Annotated in this window: 18 protein-coding genes; 13 read left to right on the top strand and 5 right to left on the bottom strand. The window is 70.2% G+C overall.

The genetic code is table 11. The features are described 5' to 3' along the window. Positions 1–75: 75 nt before the first annotated feature. Entirely contained in the window at positions 76–408 is a 333-nt protein-coding gene (gene fliE / locus HHL11_RS06590; protein WP_169417619.1) for a flagellar hook-basal body complex protein FliE, read from the bottom strand. Between the two features lie 112 nt (positions 409–520). Here fliE and fliF point away from each other — a divergent pair, with 112 nt between their 5' ends. The 13 genes from fliF to fliR all read left to right on the top strand — a co-directional run bounded on the left by fliF (position 521) and on the right by fliR (position 11,059). Then, positions 521–2,251: a flagellar basal-body MS-ring/collar protein FliF gene (gene fliF / locus HHL11_RS06585; protein ID WP_169417618.1), complete on the top strand. Its 1,731-nt coding sequence runs from the start codon at positions 521–523 to the stop codon at positions 2,249–2,251. Between the two features lie 33 nt (positions 2,252–2,284). Continuing rightward, entirely contained in the window at positions 2,285–3,280 is a 996-nt protein-coding gene (fliG, locus tag HHL11_RS06580; RefSeq protein WP_169419941.1) for a flagellar motor switch protein FliG, read from the top strand. 4 nt (positions 3,281–3,284) lie between these two features. Next, entirely contained in the window at positions 3,285–3,986 is a 702-nt protein-coding gene (locus tag HHL11_RS06575) for a FliH/SctL family protein (RefSeq protein ID WP_169417617.1), read from the top strand. Beyond that, complete coding sequence (gene fliI / locus HHL11_RS06570) at positions 3,983–5,398, top strand: flagellar protein export ATPase FliI (protein WP_169417616.1); 1,416 nt, start codon at positions 3,983–3,985, stop codon at positions 5,396–5,398. The genes HHL11_RS06575 and fliI overlap by 4 nt, the downstream gene beginning before the upstream one ends. After that, complete coding sequence (fliJ, locus tag HHL11_RS06565) at positions 5,367–5,903, top strand: flagellar export protein FliJ (protein ID WP_281068647.1); 537 nt, start codon at positions 5,367–5,369, stop codon at positions 5,901–5,903. The genes fliI and fliJ overlap by 32 nt, the downstream gene beginning before the upstream one ends. Then, positions 5,900–6,934, top strand: coding sequence for a flagellar hook-length control protein FliK (locus tag HHL11_RS06560; RefSeq protein ID WP_169417614.1), 1,035 nt, complete (start codon positions 5,900–5,902; stop codon positions 6,932–6,934). Before fliJ ends, HHL11_RS06560 begins: the two co-directional genes overlap by 4 nt. Before the next feature lie 69 nt (positions 6,935–7,003). After that, positions 7,004–7,534, top strand: coding sequence for a flagellar basal body-associated FliL family protein (locus tag HHL11_RS06555; protein WP_169417613.1), 531 nt, complete (start codon positions 7,004–7,006; stop codon positions 7,532–7,534). 7 nt (positions 7,535–7,541) lie between these two features. Further along, positions 7,542–8,531 carry a flagellar motor switch protein FliM gene (fliM, locus tag HHL11_RS06550; RefSeq protein ID WP_169417612.1) on the top strand — a complete coding sequence of 330 codons (990 nt, stop codon included), beginning with the start codon at positions 7,542–7,544 and terminating at the stop codon, positions 8,529–8,531. Further along, positions 8,528–8,935: a flagellar motor switch protein FliN gene (fliN, locus tag HHL11_RS06545; protein WP_169417611.1), complete on the top strand. Its 408-nt coding sequence runs from the start codon at positions 8,528–8,530 to the stop codon at positions 8,933–8,935. Before fliM ends, fliN begins: the two co-directional genes overlap by 4 nt. A 15-nt stretch (positions 8,936–8,950) precedes the next feature. Beyond that, complete coding sequence (gene fliO, locus HHL11_RS06540) at positions 8,951–9,292, top strand: flagellar biosynthetic protein FliO (RefSeq protein ID WP_169417610.1); 342 nt, start codon at positions 8,951–8,953, stop codon at positions 9,290–9,292. Beyond that, positions 9,292–10,032, top strand: coding sequence for a flagellar type III secretion system pore protein FliP (fliP, locus tag HHL11_RS06535; protein WP_169417609.1), 741 nt, complete (start codon positions 9,292–9,294; stop codon positions 10,030–10,032). The genes fliO and fliP overlap by 1 nt, the downstream gene beginning before the upstream one ends. Then, complete coding sequence (fliQ, locus tag HHL11_RS06530) at positions 10,029–10,298, top strand: flagellar biosynthesis protein FliQ (RefSeq protein ID WP_169417608.1); 270 nt, start codon at positions 10,029–10,031, stop codon at positions 10,296–10,298. Before fliP ends, fliQ begins: the two co-directional genes overlap by 4 nt. 2 nt (positions 10,299–10,300) lie before the next feature. Next, positions 10,301–11,059, top strand: coding sequence for a flagellar biosynthetic protein FliR (fliR, locus tag HHL11_RS06525; protein ID WP_169417607.1), 759 nt, complete (start codon positions 10,301–10,303; stop codon positions 11,057–11,059). Between the two features lie 7 nt (positions 11,060–11,066). Here the strand turns inward: fliR and HHL11_RS06520 are convergent, their stop codons facing one another. From HHL11_RS06520 to HHL11_RS06505, 4 genes are read right to left on the bottom strand one after another with little or no spacing between them, the layout of a single operon-like run. Beyond that, a complete protein-coding gene (locus HHL11_RS06520; RefSeq protein ID WP_169417606.1) occupies positions 11,067–12,134 on the bottom strand; it encodes a protein-glutamate methylesterase/protein-glutamine glutaminase in 1,068 nt (355 codons plus the stop codon). Next, positions 12,131–12,778, bottom strand: a complete 648-nt coding sequence (gene cheD / locus HHL11_RS06515; RefSeq protein WP_169417605.1) for a chemoreceptor glutamine deamidase CheD — start codon at positions 12,776–12,778, stop codon at positions 12,131–12,133. Before cheD ends, HHL11_RS06520 begins: the two co-directional genes overlap by 4 nt. Continuing rightward, positions 12,768–13,610, bottom strand: coding sequence for a CheR family methyltransferase (locus HHL11_RS06510; protein WP_169417604.1), 843 nt, complete (start codon positions 13,608–13,610; stop codon positions 12,768–12,770). Before HHL11_RS06510 ends, cheD begins: the two co-directional genes overlap by 11 nt. Before the next feature lie 36 nt (positions 13,611–13,646). Next, on the bottom strand, positions 13,647–14,159 hold the full coding sequence (locus tag HHL11_RS06505) for a chemotaxis protein CheW (protein ID WP_169417603.1): 513 nt from the start codon (positions 14,157–14,159) through the stop codon (positions 13,647–13,649).

Below are 14,159 nucleotides of genomic sequence, written 5' to 3'. Positions count from 1 at the left end.
TGAATTCTGGAAGTCCTTTTGCGACCTTTGCGTAACCTTTGCGCCCTTTGCGCCCTTTGCGTCCGGAAGTTCTTGTCACACCTGCATGTTCATGATGTCGGTATAGGCCGACACCAGCCGGTTGCGGACATGCAGCGCCGACTGGAAGCCGATCTGCGATTGCTGCATGGCCACCATGGCCGATTCCAGGCTGGTGCTGGAAGGGTCGGCCTGGAAGGATTCGGCCAGGCTGGCCGCTTCGTTCTGTGAGGCGCTGACCGAGCGCAGCGCCTGGTCCAGCGCGCCTGCGAAGGAGGGCCCGCCCGCCGTTGCCGGAGCCTGCTGCGCTTGCCGCTGCGCCGCGGCGTTGCGGCGCAGGGCGTCGAGCAGCGGGGTCGGGAGGCCGGCGGAGGCGGGAGCAATGGTCATGGTGCCTCCACTCTAGGCGGGCCACCCCGCGCGCGCGAGCGGATAAGAGGCGGGAATGCCCCGCATATCGCCATACGCCCTCAAGTTCTCCGCAGGAACAATCTCGGCTGCCATGGACAACCGCGCCACCCCCGTGCCCGCCACCAACGCCCTGCCCGCGGGCGACTCGCCTCTGCAGCGCCTGCTGGCCCTGCCCCAGCGCAGCAAGCTCGCGCTGGGCGTCGCTTCGCTCGCGCTCGCCGGCCTGCTGGCCTTCGCGCTGACCGCGGGCCGCGAACCCGACTGGCGCATCCTGTACACCAGCCTCAGCGACAAGGACGGCGGCACCGTCATCGCGGCGCTGGCGCAGATGAATGTGCCTTACAAGTATTCCGAAGGCGGCGCGGCCATCCTGGTGCCGGCCGAAGCCGTGCACGACACGCGCCTGCGCCTCGCCTCGCAAGGCCTGCCCAAGGGCGGCACCGTGGGCTTCGAGCTGGTGGAAAACCAGAAGTTCGGCACCACGCAGTTCCAGGAACGCCTGAACTTCCAGCGCGGTCTCGAAGGTGAACTGGCGCGCTCCATCATGGCGCTGTCGGCAGTGCAGAACGCGCGCGTGCACCTGGCCCTGCCGAACCAGACCGCTTTCCTGCGCGAGCAGCAGAAGCCTTCCGCCTCGGTGCTGCTGACGCTCTACACCGGCCGCAGCCTCGAGCGCCAGCAGGTTGCCGGCATCGTGCACCTGATCGCCTCCAGCGTGCCCGAGCTGCAGACCAAGGCGGTCAGCGTCATCGACCAGAGCGGCGCCCTGCTGTCCGAAGCCTCCGACAACGCGACCGGCCTCGACGCCCCGCAAATGCAATACGTGCGCCAGACCGAGCAGGACCTGTCGCAGCGCATCCTGGCCATCGTCGAACCCATCGTCGGCGCCGGCAACGTCAAGGCGCAGGTCACCGCGGACATTGACTTCACGCAGAGCGAATCGACCGCCGAACTCTATGCGCCCAACCAGGGCAGCGCGCCCGCCAGCGTGCGCAGCCAGCACCTGACCGAAGCGCCCGGCAACGGCAACACCACGGGTGGCAGCGGCAGCCCCGGCGCCTTGTCCAACCAGCCGCCGGCCACGCCCACCTCGCCCGTCAACGGCGCGCCGCAGGCGATCGGCCCCGTGGGCAACAGCGCCGGCAGCGCCGCGGCCGTGGGCATCCGCCGCGACGCCGTCACCAACTACGAAGTCGACAAGACCGTGAAGGTGGTGCGCAGCGCCACCGGCAACATCCGCCGCCTGAGCGCCGCCGTCCTCGTCAACCACCTGCGCGCCGCACCCGGCGCCGACGGCAAGCCCGTGGTCGCCAAGGCCTTGAGCGACGCCCAGATGCAGCAGGTGAACGCGCTGGTGCGCGAAGCCATCGGCTTCAACAAGGACCGCGGCGATTCCGTGGAGGTGGTCAACGCGCCCTTCACCGGCGCGGCGCCGGACGCCAAGGAGCTGCCGCTGTGGCGCCAGCCCGAAATGCAGGACCTGGCGCGCGGGCTGGCCCGCTGGCTCGCCCTGCCGCTGGTGGCGCTGATCGTGGTGTTCGGCTTCGTGCACCCGGCCCTGCGCGGCCTGCGCCGGCCGCCAACCCTGGCCGCCGCGCCGCGCTTGACGGCCACAGTGGAAGACGCCATTGCCTTCCCCACGCCGCTGCAGTCGGCCGCGGCCGCGGCCGTGCCCGACCCGAACACGCCGCTGCTGCCCACGGCCCAGGCCGCGCGCCAGCACGAACGCAGCACGCAGCTGGAAGCCATCCGCCAGCTCGCCCGCACCGACCCCGCCACCGTGGCCAACGTCGTGCGCAACTGGGCCAGCCAGCCCTCCTGAGGAAGCAAGGAACACGACATGGCCGCAGCCGCGATCGAAGACGAAGGCCTGCATTCCGGCGCCATCCTGCTGCTCGCGCTGGGCGAGGATTGCGCCGCGCAGGTGTTCAAGCACCTGTCGCCCAAGGAGGTGCAGCGCCTGGGCGAACGCATGGCGCGCCTGACCACCGTCGCCGACGTGCAGTTCGACGACGTGCTCTCGCGCTTCCACAACAGCGTCGATTCGCAGCGCTCGCTGGTCAGCGACACCGGCGCCTACGTCAGCAACGTGCTGAAGCTGGCGCTGGGCGAGGACAAGGCCGGCCTGCTGATCGACCGCATCGTGCAGGGCCGCGACGTCAGCGGCATCGAGAGCCTGAAGTGGATGGACCCCGGCGCCATCGCGGAGCTCATTCGCAACGAGCATCCGCAGATCATCGCCACGATCCTGGTGCACCTGGATCGCGACCATGCCTCCGGCGTGCTGAGCGGCTTCGACGAGCGCCTGCGCAACGACGTGGTGCTGCGCATCGCCACCCTGGACGGCATCCAGCCCAACGCGCTGAAGGAACTGAACGACGTGCTGTCCAAGGTGCTCGCCGGCGGCGAGCGCGTGCGCAAGGCGCCGCTGGGCGGGCCCAAGACGGCCGCCGAGATCCTCAACTTCCTCGGCTCCAGCGTGGAGCAGTCGGTGCTGGGCTCGATCCGCACCAACGACATGGACCTGGCCCAGAAGATCGAGGACCAGATGTTCACCTTCTCCGACCTGCTGAAGCTGGACAACAAGAGCATGCAGCGCGTGCTGCGCGAGGTGCAGAACGACCAGCTGATCGTGGCGCTGAAGGGCGCCGAACCCGAGCTGCGCGAACGCGTGTTCTCCAACATGAGCACGCGCGCCGCCGAGACGCTGCGCGAGGACCTGGATTCGCGCGGGCCGGTGAAGCTGTCCGACGTGGAGACGCAGCAGAAGGACATCCTGAAGCTCGCGCGGCGCCTGGCCGACGAGGGCGAGATCGTGCTGGGAGGCGGCGGTGACGAGAGCTTCGTTTGAAGCCATGGAAGCCCTGCCGACGCCGGCGAGCCGCATCATCGCGGCCGAGGCGCTGGCGGGCGTCGCCAGCTTCGACCTGGACGAACTCGAAGGCGCGCTCGCACGGCCGGTGCGGCCGCTCAGCTCGCGCGACTTCAGCAACGAGACGGCGCGCGCCGCCTTCGAGATGGGCCGCAAGCGCGGCTACACGGCCGGCGTGCGCGATGGCTTCCAGCAAGGCTACGACCAGGGCTCCGAATCGCTGGCGGCCTTCGAGATGCAGAAGACGGCGGAGATCGCCCGCCGCATGCAGCCGCTGGCCGATGGCTTCCGCGCCGGCCTCGCCTCCCTCGAATCCGACGTGGCCGCCGACCTGGTGTCGCTGGCCATCGACATCGCGCGCCAGGTGCTGCGGCGCGAACCGGCGCTCGACCCGCAGGCCTTGCTGCCCGCGGCGCGCGAAGCGCTGCGCAGCGTGGCCGAAGGCGCGTCGCAGCTGACCTTGCACGTGCACCCGGACGACGCCGCCGTGCTGGCCGAGCACCTGGACGAAGTCCGTAGCGGCCAGAGCCAGTTGAAACGCGACGCCACGCTGCCGCGCGGCAGCTGCCGCGTCGAAGCCGACACCGGCATCGCCGAAGCCGGCTTCAACGAGCGCTGGCATGCCGTGATGGGCACCCTGGGCCGCGAGTGGGAAGTGGCGCCGTCCGTGGGCGAAGAAGAATGAGCATCGCCCTCGGTACCGCCGAACGCCTGGGCCGCCACCTGCAGGCGCATCGCCAATTGCTGGCGCCCGACGTGCCGCTGGCCGTGCACGGACGCCTCGTGCGGGTGTCCGGCCTCGTCATGGAAGCCACCGGGCTGCGCCTGCCGCTGGGCAGCGTGTGCGTGGTGCGCGATGGCGCGCACCAGACCGAAGCCGAAGTGGTCGGCTTCGCGCAGGGCCGCCTGCACCTGATGCCCACCGGCGACATCCAGGGCCTGGCGCCGGGCGCCATCGTCGAAGCGCTGGACTATCCCTTCGAAGGCGTGCATTACGGCGAACCGGTCCCTTCAGCCACGCTGCGCAGCTCGCACCTGCGGCGCCTGCCCATGGGCGATGCGCTGCTGGGACGCGTGGTCGATCCCTCCGGCCAGCCGCTGGACCACGGCGAACCGCTGGCGGGAGCGCGCAGCGAACCGCTGCAGCGCGAGGCGATCAACGCGATGGAGCGCGCGCCGGTGCGCGAGCCGCTCGACGTCGGCCTGCGCGCCATCAACTCGCTGCTCACCGTGGGCCGCGGCCAGCGCCTGGGCCTGTTCGCCGGCTCCGGCGTCGGCAAGTCGGTGCTCATGGGCATGATGGCCCGCTACACGCAGGCCGACGTCACCGTGGTCGGCCTGGTGGGCGAACGCGGCCGCGAAGTGAAGGAATTCGTCGAGGACATCCTGGGCGAGGAAGGCCTGCGCCGCGCCGTCGTGGTGGCCGCGCCCGCCGACCTGCCGCCGCTGATGCGCATGCAGGGCGCGGCCTATGCGACCGCGCTGGCCGAACATTTCCGCGACCGCGGCAAGCACGTGCTGCTGCTGATGGATTCGCTGACCCGCTACGCGATGGCGCACCGCGAGATGGCTCTCGCGCTCGGCGAGCCGCCCGCCACCAAGGGCTATCCGCCTTCGGTGTTCGCGCGCCTGCCGCAGCTGGTGGAGCGCACCGGCAACGGCCTCAACGGCTGCGGCTCCATCACCGCCTTCTACACGGTGCTGGCCGAAGGCGACGACCAGCAGGACCCGATCGCCGACAACGCCCGCGCCATCCTGGACGGCCACATCGTGCTGTCCCGGGCGATCGCCGAACAGGGCCACTACCCGGCGATCGATATCGAGCAGTCGATCTCGCGCGTGATGCACAACGTGACCGACCCGGCGCAGCTGCAGCGCGCCCGCACGCTGAAGGCGCTGTATGCACGCTACCAGCGCAATCGCGACCTGCTGGCCGTGGGCGCCTACGTGGCGGGCGCCGACCCGCAGACCGACCTGGCGATGAAGATGTGGCCGCAGGTGGCGGCCTTCCTGCAGCAGGACATGCGCGAATGCGCCACCCTGCCGGCCAGCCGCGCCGCGCTCGATGCGCTGCTCGCACAAGGGCTGCGCGGATGAGCCCGCCGGGCCGCCCCAAGGGCGAGCACCGCCGTGCGCAGCACGGAGGTCTCCTGTGATTCACGCCTTGCCCCGCTTGATCGAGACCGCAGAGGCCGTGCGCGACCAGGCGGCGGCCGCGCTGGCGCAGCTGCGCCAGGCGGTGGCGCAGGCCGCCACCACCTTGCAGCGGCTGCAGGATTTCCGCGCCGAGTGCCTGGCGCGCTCCGCGGCGGGCACCCTGGGCGCCACCGACGGCGCGGGTTTGCAGGGCTACCAGCGCTTCGTCGGCCGGCTGGACGAGGCGATCGCCTTGCAGCAGCAGGAAGTGCGGCGCCGCGAGGCGCGCGTGCAGGAACAGCAGCTGCGGCTGCAGGAATGCCAGCGCAAGCTGATGGCCTTCCAGGCGCTGCAGCGGCGCGAGGTGGAAGCAGCGAACGCGCGCGCGCAGCGGCGCGAGCAGCGCGAAGCCGATGAATTCGCTGCCCGGGCTTTCGGGCGGCAACTGCGAGGATCGATGCCATGAAGGCGGCCGCCCCCCATGTTCAAGCGCCGCGCGCCGCTGCGGCGCACGGCGCACAGGCCGCGTCCGCCAAGCCAGCGAGCGGTGACGCGGCGTCCGATGCCTTTGCTGCGCTGCTCGATGGACTCTGTCCCGATGATGCCGTCCCGGTGACTGCCGCCGATGCCAAGGCACTCCCTGCGGACGAGCCAGGCGCCCAGAAGAAGCCCGCGGCCAAGGCCGCCGAGGCGGTGCCGGACGCCTTCCTGGCCGCGCTGCCGCAACAGCAGCAGCCCATCCCGGCAACGCAACTCACGGTGCTGCCGGATGCCAAGGCGCAGGCTCAGCTTCCTGACCAACAAATCACCGGCGCCGATGCCAAGGGCCGCCCCGCCACGCCGGACCTGCAGCTCGCCGCCACGCCCGAGCCCGCGCACCACGTCGCGACGGGCGCTTTCCAGGCCTTGCTGGCAGCCGTGCCAGGAGGGTCCCCTGCCAAACAGGAACACGCCGCGGCTGAAACACCGTCGCTGCAGGCGGCCGATCTCTCCGCGCTCGCCGCAGCCAGCTCGCAGCCGCAACAACTGGCGCCCGCCGTGCCGGCCACGGCTGTCCACCAGGCCGCCTTGCCCTCGCACCCGCTGGACGCCGCCTTCGCGGGCGACCTGGGCGTCGAGGTGCGCTGGATGGTGGAGTCCGGCCTGCAGCAGGCTGAACTGCACCTGCACCCGGCCGACCTCGGGCCCATCCACATCCAGCTGAGCGTGCAGCAGCAGGCGGCGGAGATCAGCCTCAGCGCCGCGCACGCAACGACGCGCGAAGGCCTGCAGCAGGCGCTGCCGGCGTTGCGCGAGATGCTGGCGGGACAGGGCTTGCAGTTGGCGCAGGCAGGGGTTTCGAGCGGGCAGCAGCAACGGCAACAAGCGCGCGAGCAGCCGCCAGCGCGTGAAAAGAACACGCAATTGCCGGGCGTGGGAGCGATCAGCGCAGCTCCACGCAGGAGTGGAGGAGCGCGAACGCAAGGGACGCTGGGGCTGCTCGATCTCTACGCCTGACCGAAAAACGCCGGCTTTCCCGCCCTTATCCGCCCATCGCGCAATCGGGTGGCTTCGCACAATCTCGCCATGTCCGAAGCCGCAGTTGCACAAGCCCCGAAGAAAGGGGCCAAGCTGGTCCTCGTTGCCCTGCTGGGCGTGCTGCTGGCCGCCGGCGTGGGCGGTGGCACCTGGTTCGCCATGCGCGGCCACGGCGAGGGCGGCGACGAAGAGCCGTCCAAGCCGCGCGCCCACGCGAAGAAGGCGGACAAGAAGCCGCTCTTCACCACGCTGGAACCCTTCACCGTCAACCTGCAGGACCCGCGCGGCGAACGCTTCGCCCAGATCGGCGTGACCCTGCAGTTCGAGGACGCGTCCGTCGAGTCCGACCTCAAGGACCACCTGCCGGCCGTGCGCAACTCCATCCTGATGCTGATCTCGTCCAAGCAGATCGAGGACCTGCTCAGCGTCGAAGGCAAGGTGAAGCTGGCCGAGGAGATCCGCTACCGCGCCGGCAAGTCCATGGGCGTGGACCTGCCCGAGCCCGGCCAGAAGCCCGGCAAGAACGACCCCGAGAACCCGCTCACCCAGGTGCTGTTCTCGCAGTTCATCCTGCAGTAGGACGACGATGGCCCAGCACACCCTGTCGCAGGAAGAAGTCGACGCGCTCCTGGCCGGCGTCAACGGCGAGGAGGCCGACAGCGCCAGCGCGCCGGAGGACGACGGCTCGGGCGTCCGGCTCTACGACCTCTCCAGCCAGGAGCGCATCGTGCGCGGGCGCATGCCCACGCTGGAGATCGTGAACGAGCGCTTCGCGCGCAACTTCCGCATCGGCATGTTCAACTTCATGCGCCGCAACCCGGAGATCGCCATCGGCCCGGTGAAGGTGCAGAAGTTCAGCGCCTTCCTGCGCAACGTGGTCGTGCCGACCAACATCAACATCATGCACGTGCGGCCGCTGCGCGGTTCGGGCCTGCTGATCTGCGATCCCACGCTGGTCTTCGCCGTCATCGACAACCTGTTCGGAGGCACCGGCATGCAGAAGGTGCGGGTCGAAGGCCGCGAGTTCTCCGCCACCGAGCAGCGCATCATCCTGCGCCTGGTGGAAGTGATCGCCGCCGAATACGCCAAGGCCTGGGGCGCCATCTACCCGATCGAGCTGGAATACGCCCGCTCGGAGATGCACACCCAGTTCGCCAACATCGCGACGCCTTCGGAGATCGTGGTCACCACCACCTTCGAGCTGGAGTTCGGCGACGTCGGCGGCGCGCTGCACATCTGCATTCCCTATTCCACCTTCGAGCCGATCCGCGAAATCCTCTACTCGCCGCTGCAGGGCGACCAGGGCGCGGACCGGCGCTGGCTGAGCCTGCTGACGCAGCAGATCCAGTCGGCCACCGTGGAACTGGCGGCCGAACTGGCCTACAGCGAAGCCACCGTCCGCGAACTGATGGCGCTGAAAGTCGGCGACTTCATCGAGCTCGATCGCGCGCCCACGCTCACCGCCAAGGTCGACGGCGTGCCCGTGTTCGATTGCGGATACGGCACCGTCGGCGGCCGCTACGGCCTGCGCATCAACGAATTCCTGACCCAGCCCGTTCCCCAGGAGAACCCATGACTGCCCCCCAGAGCGGCGACGCGCTCACCGACGACTGGGCCGCGGCCCTGGCCGAAGCCGAGGCTTCGCAGCCCGCGCCCGTGGCCAGCGAAGCCGCCGACCTGTTCCCGCGCCTGGGCGCCGGCGCACCCGGCGCCCCGCGCGAAGACATCGACCTGGTCCTCGACATCCCCGTGCAGCTGACGGTGGAACTGGGCCGCACGCGCATCCCGATCAAGCACATCCTGCAGCTGGCGCAGGGCTCGGTGATCGAGCTCGACGCGCTGGCCGGCGAGCCGATGGACGTGCTGGTCAACGGTTTCCTCATCGCCCAGGGCGAGGTGGTGGTCGTCAACGACCGCTTCGGCATCCGCCTGACCGACATCGTCACGCCCTCCGAGCGCATGCGCCGGCTGAGCCGCTGAAGGAAGGACCGGAAGATGGCTTCGACCGCCTGGTCCGTGCTGATGCTGTTCGTGGTGCTGGCGCTGATCCCGCTGGTGCTGTGGGCGCTGAAGAAGGTGCAGACCTTCCGCCCCGGCGGCAGCGCGCGCGTGCTCGAACTGGCGGCGCAACTGCCGCTGGGCGCGCGCGAGCGCGTGGTGCTGGTGCGCCTGAACGAGCGCTTGCTGGTGCTGGGCGTGACGCCGCAGCAGGTCACGCTGCTGGCCGAGGACAGCGCAGCCTCGCTGCCGCAGGGCGGCGGCAAGGCCGTGCCGCCCGCCTTCGGCAAGCTGCTGCGCAACGTGGTGGCCGGCTACACCGGCGGCAAGGCGCAGTGATGAAGCGCATCCTGTTCGCGCCGGCCCTGTTGCTGGCGGGTGGCGCCGCCTGGGCGCAGACGACGCCGCTGGGCTTCGTCGCGCAGACCAGTGGCAACACGACGACCTACTCGGTGCCGATCCAGACCCTGCTGGTCTTCGCGGCGCTGTCCTTCCTGCCGGCGGTGCTGCTGCTCATGACCAGCTTCACCCGGCTGATCATCGTGCTGAGCCTGCTGCGCCAGGCGCTGGGCCTGCAGACCACGCCGCCCAACCAGGTGCTGGTGGGGCTGTCGCTGTTCCTCACCTTCTTCATCATGGGGCCGACTTTCGAGAAGGTCTATGACGAGGCGTACAAGCCGTACAACGAGCAGAAGATCCAGTTCGAGGAAGCGCTCTCGCGCGGTGGCGCGCCGCTGAAGGCCTTCATGCTGAAGCAGACGCGCGCCGGCGACCTTGCCCTGTTCAACCGCATCGCGGCGCAGCCCGCGGCGGCCAAGCCGGCCGACACGCCGCTGCGCATCCTGGTGCCGGCCTTCGTCACCAGCGAGTTGAAGACGGCCTTCCAGATCGGCTTCATGGTCTTCATTCCCTTCATCGTCATCGACCTGATCGTGGCGAGCGTGCTGATGTCCATGGGCATGATGATGCTGTCGCCGGTGCTGATCGCGCTGCCCTTCAAGCTGATGCTGTTCGTGCTGGCGGACGGCTGGAACCTGCTGCTCGGCTCGCTGGTCGGCAGCTTCGGAATGGGAACATGACGCCCGAATCCGTCCTTGCCTACGGGCGCAACGCGATGGAAATGCTGGTGACGCTGTGCGCGCCGGTGCTGCTGGTGGCGCTGGTCGTCGGCCTGGCCGTGAGCCTGTTCCAGGCCGTCACGCAGATCAACGAATCCACGCTGTCCTTCCTGCCCAAGCTGCTGGCCGTGCTGGCGACCTTGGCAATCGCCGGTCCGTGGATGCTGACGATGCTGGTGGACTGGATCCGCCAGGTCATCACGTCCATCCCTTCCGCTATCGGCTAGCGATGGTCACCTTCAGCCAGTACCAGCTCGATACCTGGCTGGCCGGCCTGCTGCTGCCCTTCCTGCGGGTGCTGGCGCTGTTCTCCGCGGCGCCATTGCTGTCGCACCGCAGCTTGCCGGTGCGCGCGCGCGTCGCGCTGTCGCTGGCCATCGCCGTGGTTGTCGCACCTTTCGCCGGCGTGCCACCGGGACTGCCGCTCGCCTCGATGGCGGGGCTGGGCCTGGTGGCGCAGCAGGTGCTGGTGGGGCTGGCGCTGGGATTCGCGGCACGGCTGCTGTTCACCGTGTTCGAGGTGGCCGGCGAATTCATCGGCCTGCAGATGGGCTTCTCCTTCGCCGGCTTCTTCGACCCGCACGGCGGCACCGAATCGGCGGTGGGCAGCTGGCTGCACACGCTGGCGATGCTGCTGTTCCTGTCGCTCGACGGCCACCTGCTGCTGATCGACACGCTGGTCGGAACCTTCCGCACCATCCCGATCAGCGACCAGCCCTTCGCGGTGCTGGGGAGCTTGCGCCTGGACCTGCTGGCCGGCGAGGTGTTCCGGCTGGCGCTGACCCTGGCGCTGCCGGCGACGATGCTGATGCTGTTCGTGAACCTCGTGCTCGGGTTCACCTCGCGGGTGGCGCCGCAGTTGAACCTGTTCGCGGTGGGTTTTCCGGTGACCTTGCTGGTGGGGCTCGTCGCGCTGGCGATCGGCGCGCAGCACCTGACCGAGCCCTTGACCGAGGCGCTGAAGGTGTTCCTCGGTCCGTGGCGCTAGCCGGCTTTCAAGCCGCCTGCGGCAGCGGCCGCCGCAAGGCCGCCAGCCGCGCGACGAGCCGGCGCGCGATGTCCGGCAAGGCCACCACTTCATCCGCCGCCCCCGCCGCGATCGCCTCGCGCGGCATCCCGAACACCACGCAGCTGGCCTCGTCCTGGACCAGGTTGTAGGCGCCGCGGTCACGCATCTCGCGCATCGCCGTCGCGCCGTCCGAGCCCATGCCGGACAGCATGATGCCGGTCGCCCGCGCACCGGCGCAGCGCGCCACCGAGCCGAACAGCACTTCCACCGAGGGCATGTGGCGGTTCACCGGCTCGCCGGCCGCCACCCGCGTGACGAAGCCGTTGCTGCTGCGCTCCACCGTCAGGTGCGAACCGCCCGGCGCGACATACGCGTGGCCGTAGCGGATCACTTCGCCATCGATGGCTTCCTTCACCCGCACGCGGCACAGCGCATCCAGCCGCGCCGCGAAGCTGGCCGTGAAGCCGGGCGGCATGTGCTGCGTGATGACGATGCCCGGCACGCCGGCCGGCAGGTGCGTGAGGATCTCGCGGATCGCCTCGGTGCCGCCGGTGGAGGCGCCGATGGCCACCAGCTGCTGGCTGGGCAAGGTCATGGGCGCGCTTTTCTGCACCGGCTCCGGCGCCGCCGGCGGCACCACGACCTTGCGCTTCACCTTGGCCTGGGCGGCGGCGCGCAGCTTGTCGGCGATCTCGCGCGCCAGCTGGTCGAGGCCCGTGCGCACGTCCAGCGTGGGCTTGGCGACGAAGTCGACCGCGCCCAGCTCCAGCGCGCGCAAGGTCGTCGCCGCGCCGCGCTCGGTGAGCGTGGACACCATCACCACCGGCAGCGGCCGCAGCCGCATGATGCGTTCGAGGAAGGCCAGGCCGTCCATGCGCGGCATCTCCACGTCCAGCGTGATGACGTCGGGGTCCAGCTCGCGGATCATCTCGCGCGCTTCGTAAGGGTCGGCGGCAGCGCCGACCACCTGCAGCCCGGGGCTGCGGTTGATGATGTCGGTGAGGACGGCGCGCACGAGCGCCGAATCGTCCACCACGACGACACGGATGGTCATTTGAACAGCTCCACGGCCCCGGCCGGCGCGCGGCCCAGCTCGGTGCGATAACGCGCCTCCTGCACCGCGAACGCCGCGCCGGCCGCGGCCGGCAGGCGGCGGCACATGACGATGCCGCTGCGGGGAAAGAGGCAGATGCGGCGCGGCACGACGTCCAGCACGTCGCTGCCGCGCAAGGGAATGCCTTCGGTGGCGAGGAACTCGCGCACGAAGGCCACGTTCTTCTCGCCGATGAAGGTGCTGGCCAGGCTCTTCATCACCGAGCCGCCGCCGAAGATCTTGGCTTCCAGGCAGCCGCGGCGGGCGCCGCGCCGGACCAGCTCGTTCACCAGCAGCTCCATCGCGAAGGCGCCGTAGCGCGCGCCGGCGGCCAGGTCGCCGGCATCCGGCAGCATGAAGTGGTTGAGGCCGCCGACACCGGCGCCGGCGTCGTGCAGGCAGGCCGAGACGCAGGAACCCAGCGTCGTCGTCACGACCACGTCCTGGTCGTGCACGTAGTACTCGCCGGGCAGCACCTTCACCGCGGCGCGGCCGAAGTGCGGGTCGGTGAAGAAGATGCCGGCCTCGTGCTCGCGCCGGGCACGGGCGCGCAGCGCGTCCAGCGCGCCGGGCGGCGGCGCCAGCGGCATCTTGTCAGCCCGCACGGCGATACACCGTCTTGCCGGCCAGCTCGAACAAGTCGCGCTGGTCGGTGAAGTTCTCGGCGTGGCCGGCGAACAGCAGGCCGCCCGGCTTCAGCGCGGCGTGCAGCCGCGCGAGCACCTGGCGCTGCGTCGGCCGGTCGAAGTAGATCATCACGTTGCGGCAGAACACCGCGTCGTAGACGCCGCGCTCCCACTGCGTAGCCAGCAGGTTGAACGGGCGGAAGCTCACCAGCTTCTGCAGCTCCGCGCTGACGCGCGCCTTGCCGGCATGGACGCCGCGGCCCTTCAGGAAGAAGCGGCGCAGCCGTGCATCGCCCAGCGCCATCGCCGATTCCAGCGGGTAGACGCCCGCGCGCGCCGTCTCCAGCACCTGCGTGTCGATGTCGCTGGCGTCGATGCGCACCTGCGCGCTCGCGCCCAGGGCTTCCAGCGCGGTCATCGCGATGCTGTACGGCTCCTCGCCGGTACTGGCCGCGCAGGACCAGATGCGCACCGGGCCGGCCAGCTTGGGCAGCGCCTGCGCCAGCGTCTCGAAGTGGTGCGCCTCGCGGAAGAAGGCCGTGAGGTTGGTGGTGAGGCAGTTGATGAAGGCCTGCCACTCGGGCCCGCTGTCGGACTGCAAGGCGTCCAGGTAGCTGCGGAAGCTGGCGTGGCCGTGCTCGCGCAGGCGCCGCGCCAGCCGCCCGTACACCAGGTTCTGCTTGCCCGGGTGCAGGTCGATGCCGGCCTTGGCGCGGATCAGCGAGCGGACGCGCTCGAAGTCCGCCGCCTCGAAGGGAATCTCGCGCGGCACGGCGAGCGCGCCCGGGCGCGTCGCGACGAAGGCGTCCATGGCATCAACGCGCGCGCTGTTGCGCTCGGGCCGGGCTCACTGGACCTCCGGGATCTCGCCCAGTGTCGTGCCCAGCAGGCGGTTCATGTCGACCAGCATCAGCATGCGATCGCCGACGCCGGCGATGCCCGTGATGAAGTCGGAGGCCGGGCTGTCGGCCAGCTCCGGCGGCGGCATGACGGACGCTTCCGGCAGGTCCATCACGTCGGAGACCGAGTCGACCACCACGCCGACGACGCGCTCGCGTGCGGCCAGCACGATGACGACGGTGAAGGGCGTGTACTCGGCCTCCGCGCAATCCAGGCGCAGGCGCAGGTCCACGATGGGGACGATCACGCCGCGCAGGTTGACGACGCCCTTGACGAAGGACGCGGCGCCCGGCACGCGCGTGGGCTGCTCGTAGGAGCGGATCTCCTGGACGGTCTGGATGTCGACCCCGTATTCCTCGCCCCCAACGCGGTAGGTGAGGTATTCGCCGGCGCGCGGCGCGGCCGGCACGCGTCCGGCTTCGTGGCGCGCGATGTGCGCGCCTTCGGTCATCATTTCCAT

It is taken from the genome of Ramlibacter agri (assembly GCF_012927085.1).
Taxonomy (GTDB): domain Bacteria; phylum Pseudomonadota; class Gammaproteobacteria; order Burkholderiales; family Burkholderiaceae_C; genus Ramlibacter; species Ramlibacter agri.
The sequence above is the reverse complement of the archived record's forward strand: the minus strand, read 5'-3'. Positions and strand labels throughout refer to the sequence as shown.

What these genes read in the sequence shown, in the direction of transcription:
- fliI (WP_169417616.1), top strand. Translation starts at nt 3,983, where the DNA reads ATGAGCATCGCCCTCGGTACCGCCGAACGCCTGGGCCGCCACCTGCAG.
- HHL11_RS06560 (WP_169417614.1), top strand. Translation starts at nt 5,900, where the DNA reads ATGAAGGCGGCCGCCCCCCATGTTCAAGCGCCGCGCGCCGCTGCGGCG.
- HHL11_RS06520 (WP_169417606.1), bottom strand. Translation starts at nt 12,134, where the DNA reads ATGACCATCCGTGTCGTCGTGGTGGACGATTCGGCGCTCGTGCGCGCC.
- HHL11_RS06510 (WP_169417604.1), bottom strand. Translation starts at nt 13,610, where the DNA reads ATGGACGCCTTCGTCGCGACGCGCCCGGGCGCGCTCGCCGTGCCGCGC.
- fliN (WP_169417611.1), top strand. Translation starts at nt 8,528, where the DNA reads ATGACTGCCCCCCAGAGCGGCGACGCGCTCACCGACGACTGGGCCGCG.
- fliE (WP_169417619.1), bottom strand. Translation starts at nt 408, where the DNA reads ATGACCATTGCTCCCGCCTCCGCCGGCCTCCCGACCCCGCTGCTCGAC.
- fliO (WP_169417610.1), top strand. Translation starts at nt 8,951, where the DNA reads ATGGCTTCGACCGCCTGGTCCGTGCTGATGCTGTTCGTGGTGCTGGCG.
- HHL11_RS06505 (WP_169417603.1), bottom strand. Translation starts at nt 14,159, where the DNA reads ATGGAAATGATGACCGAAGGCGCGCACATCGCGCGCCACGAAGCCGGA.
- fliM (WP_169417612.1), top strand. Translation starts at nt 7,542, where the DNA reads ATGGCCCAGCACACCCTGTCGCAGGAAGAAGTCGACGCGCTCCTGGCC.
- HHL11_RS06575 (WP_169417617.1), top strand. Translation starts at nt 3,285, where the DNA reads ATGGAAGCCCTGCCGACGCCGGCGAGCCGCATCATCGCGGCCGAGGCG.
- HHL11_RS06555 (WP_169417613.1), top strand. Translation starts at nt 7,004, where the DNA reads ATGTCCGAAGCCGCAGTTGCACAAGCCCCGAAGAAAGGGGCCAAGCTG.
- fliR (WP_169417607.1), top strand. Translation starts at nt 10,301, where the DNA reads ATGGTCACCTTCAGCCAGTACCAGCTCGATACCTGGCTGGCCGGCCTG.
- fliF (WP_169417618.1), top strand. Translation starts at nt 521, where the DNA reads ATGGACAACCGCGCCACCCCCGTGCCCGCCACCAACGCCCTGCCCGCG.
- fliP (WP_169417609.1), top strand. Translation starts at nt 9,292, where the DNA reads ATGAAGCGCATCCTGTTCGCGCCGGCCCTGTTGCTGGCGGGTGGCGCC.
- fliJ (WP_281068647.1), top strand. Translation starts at nt 5,367, where the DNA reads ATGCGCTGCTCGCACAAGGGCTGCGCGGATGAGCCCGCCGGGCCGCCC.
- fliQ (WP_169417608.1), top strand. Translation starts at nt 10,029, where the DNA reads ATGACGCCCGAATCCGTCCTTGCCTACGGGCGCAACGCGATGGAAATG.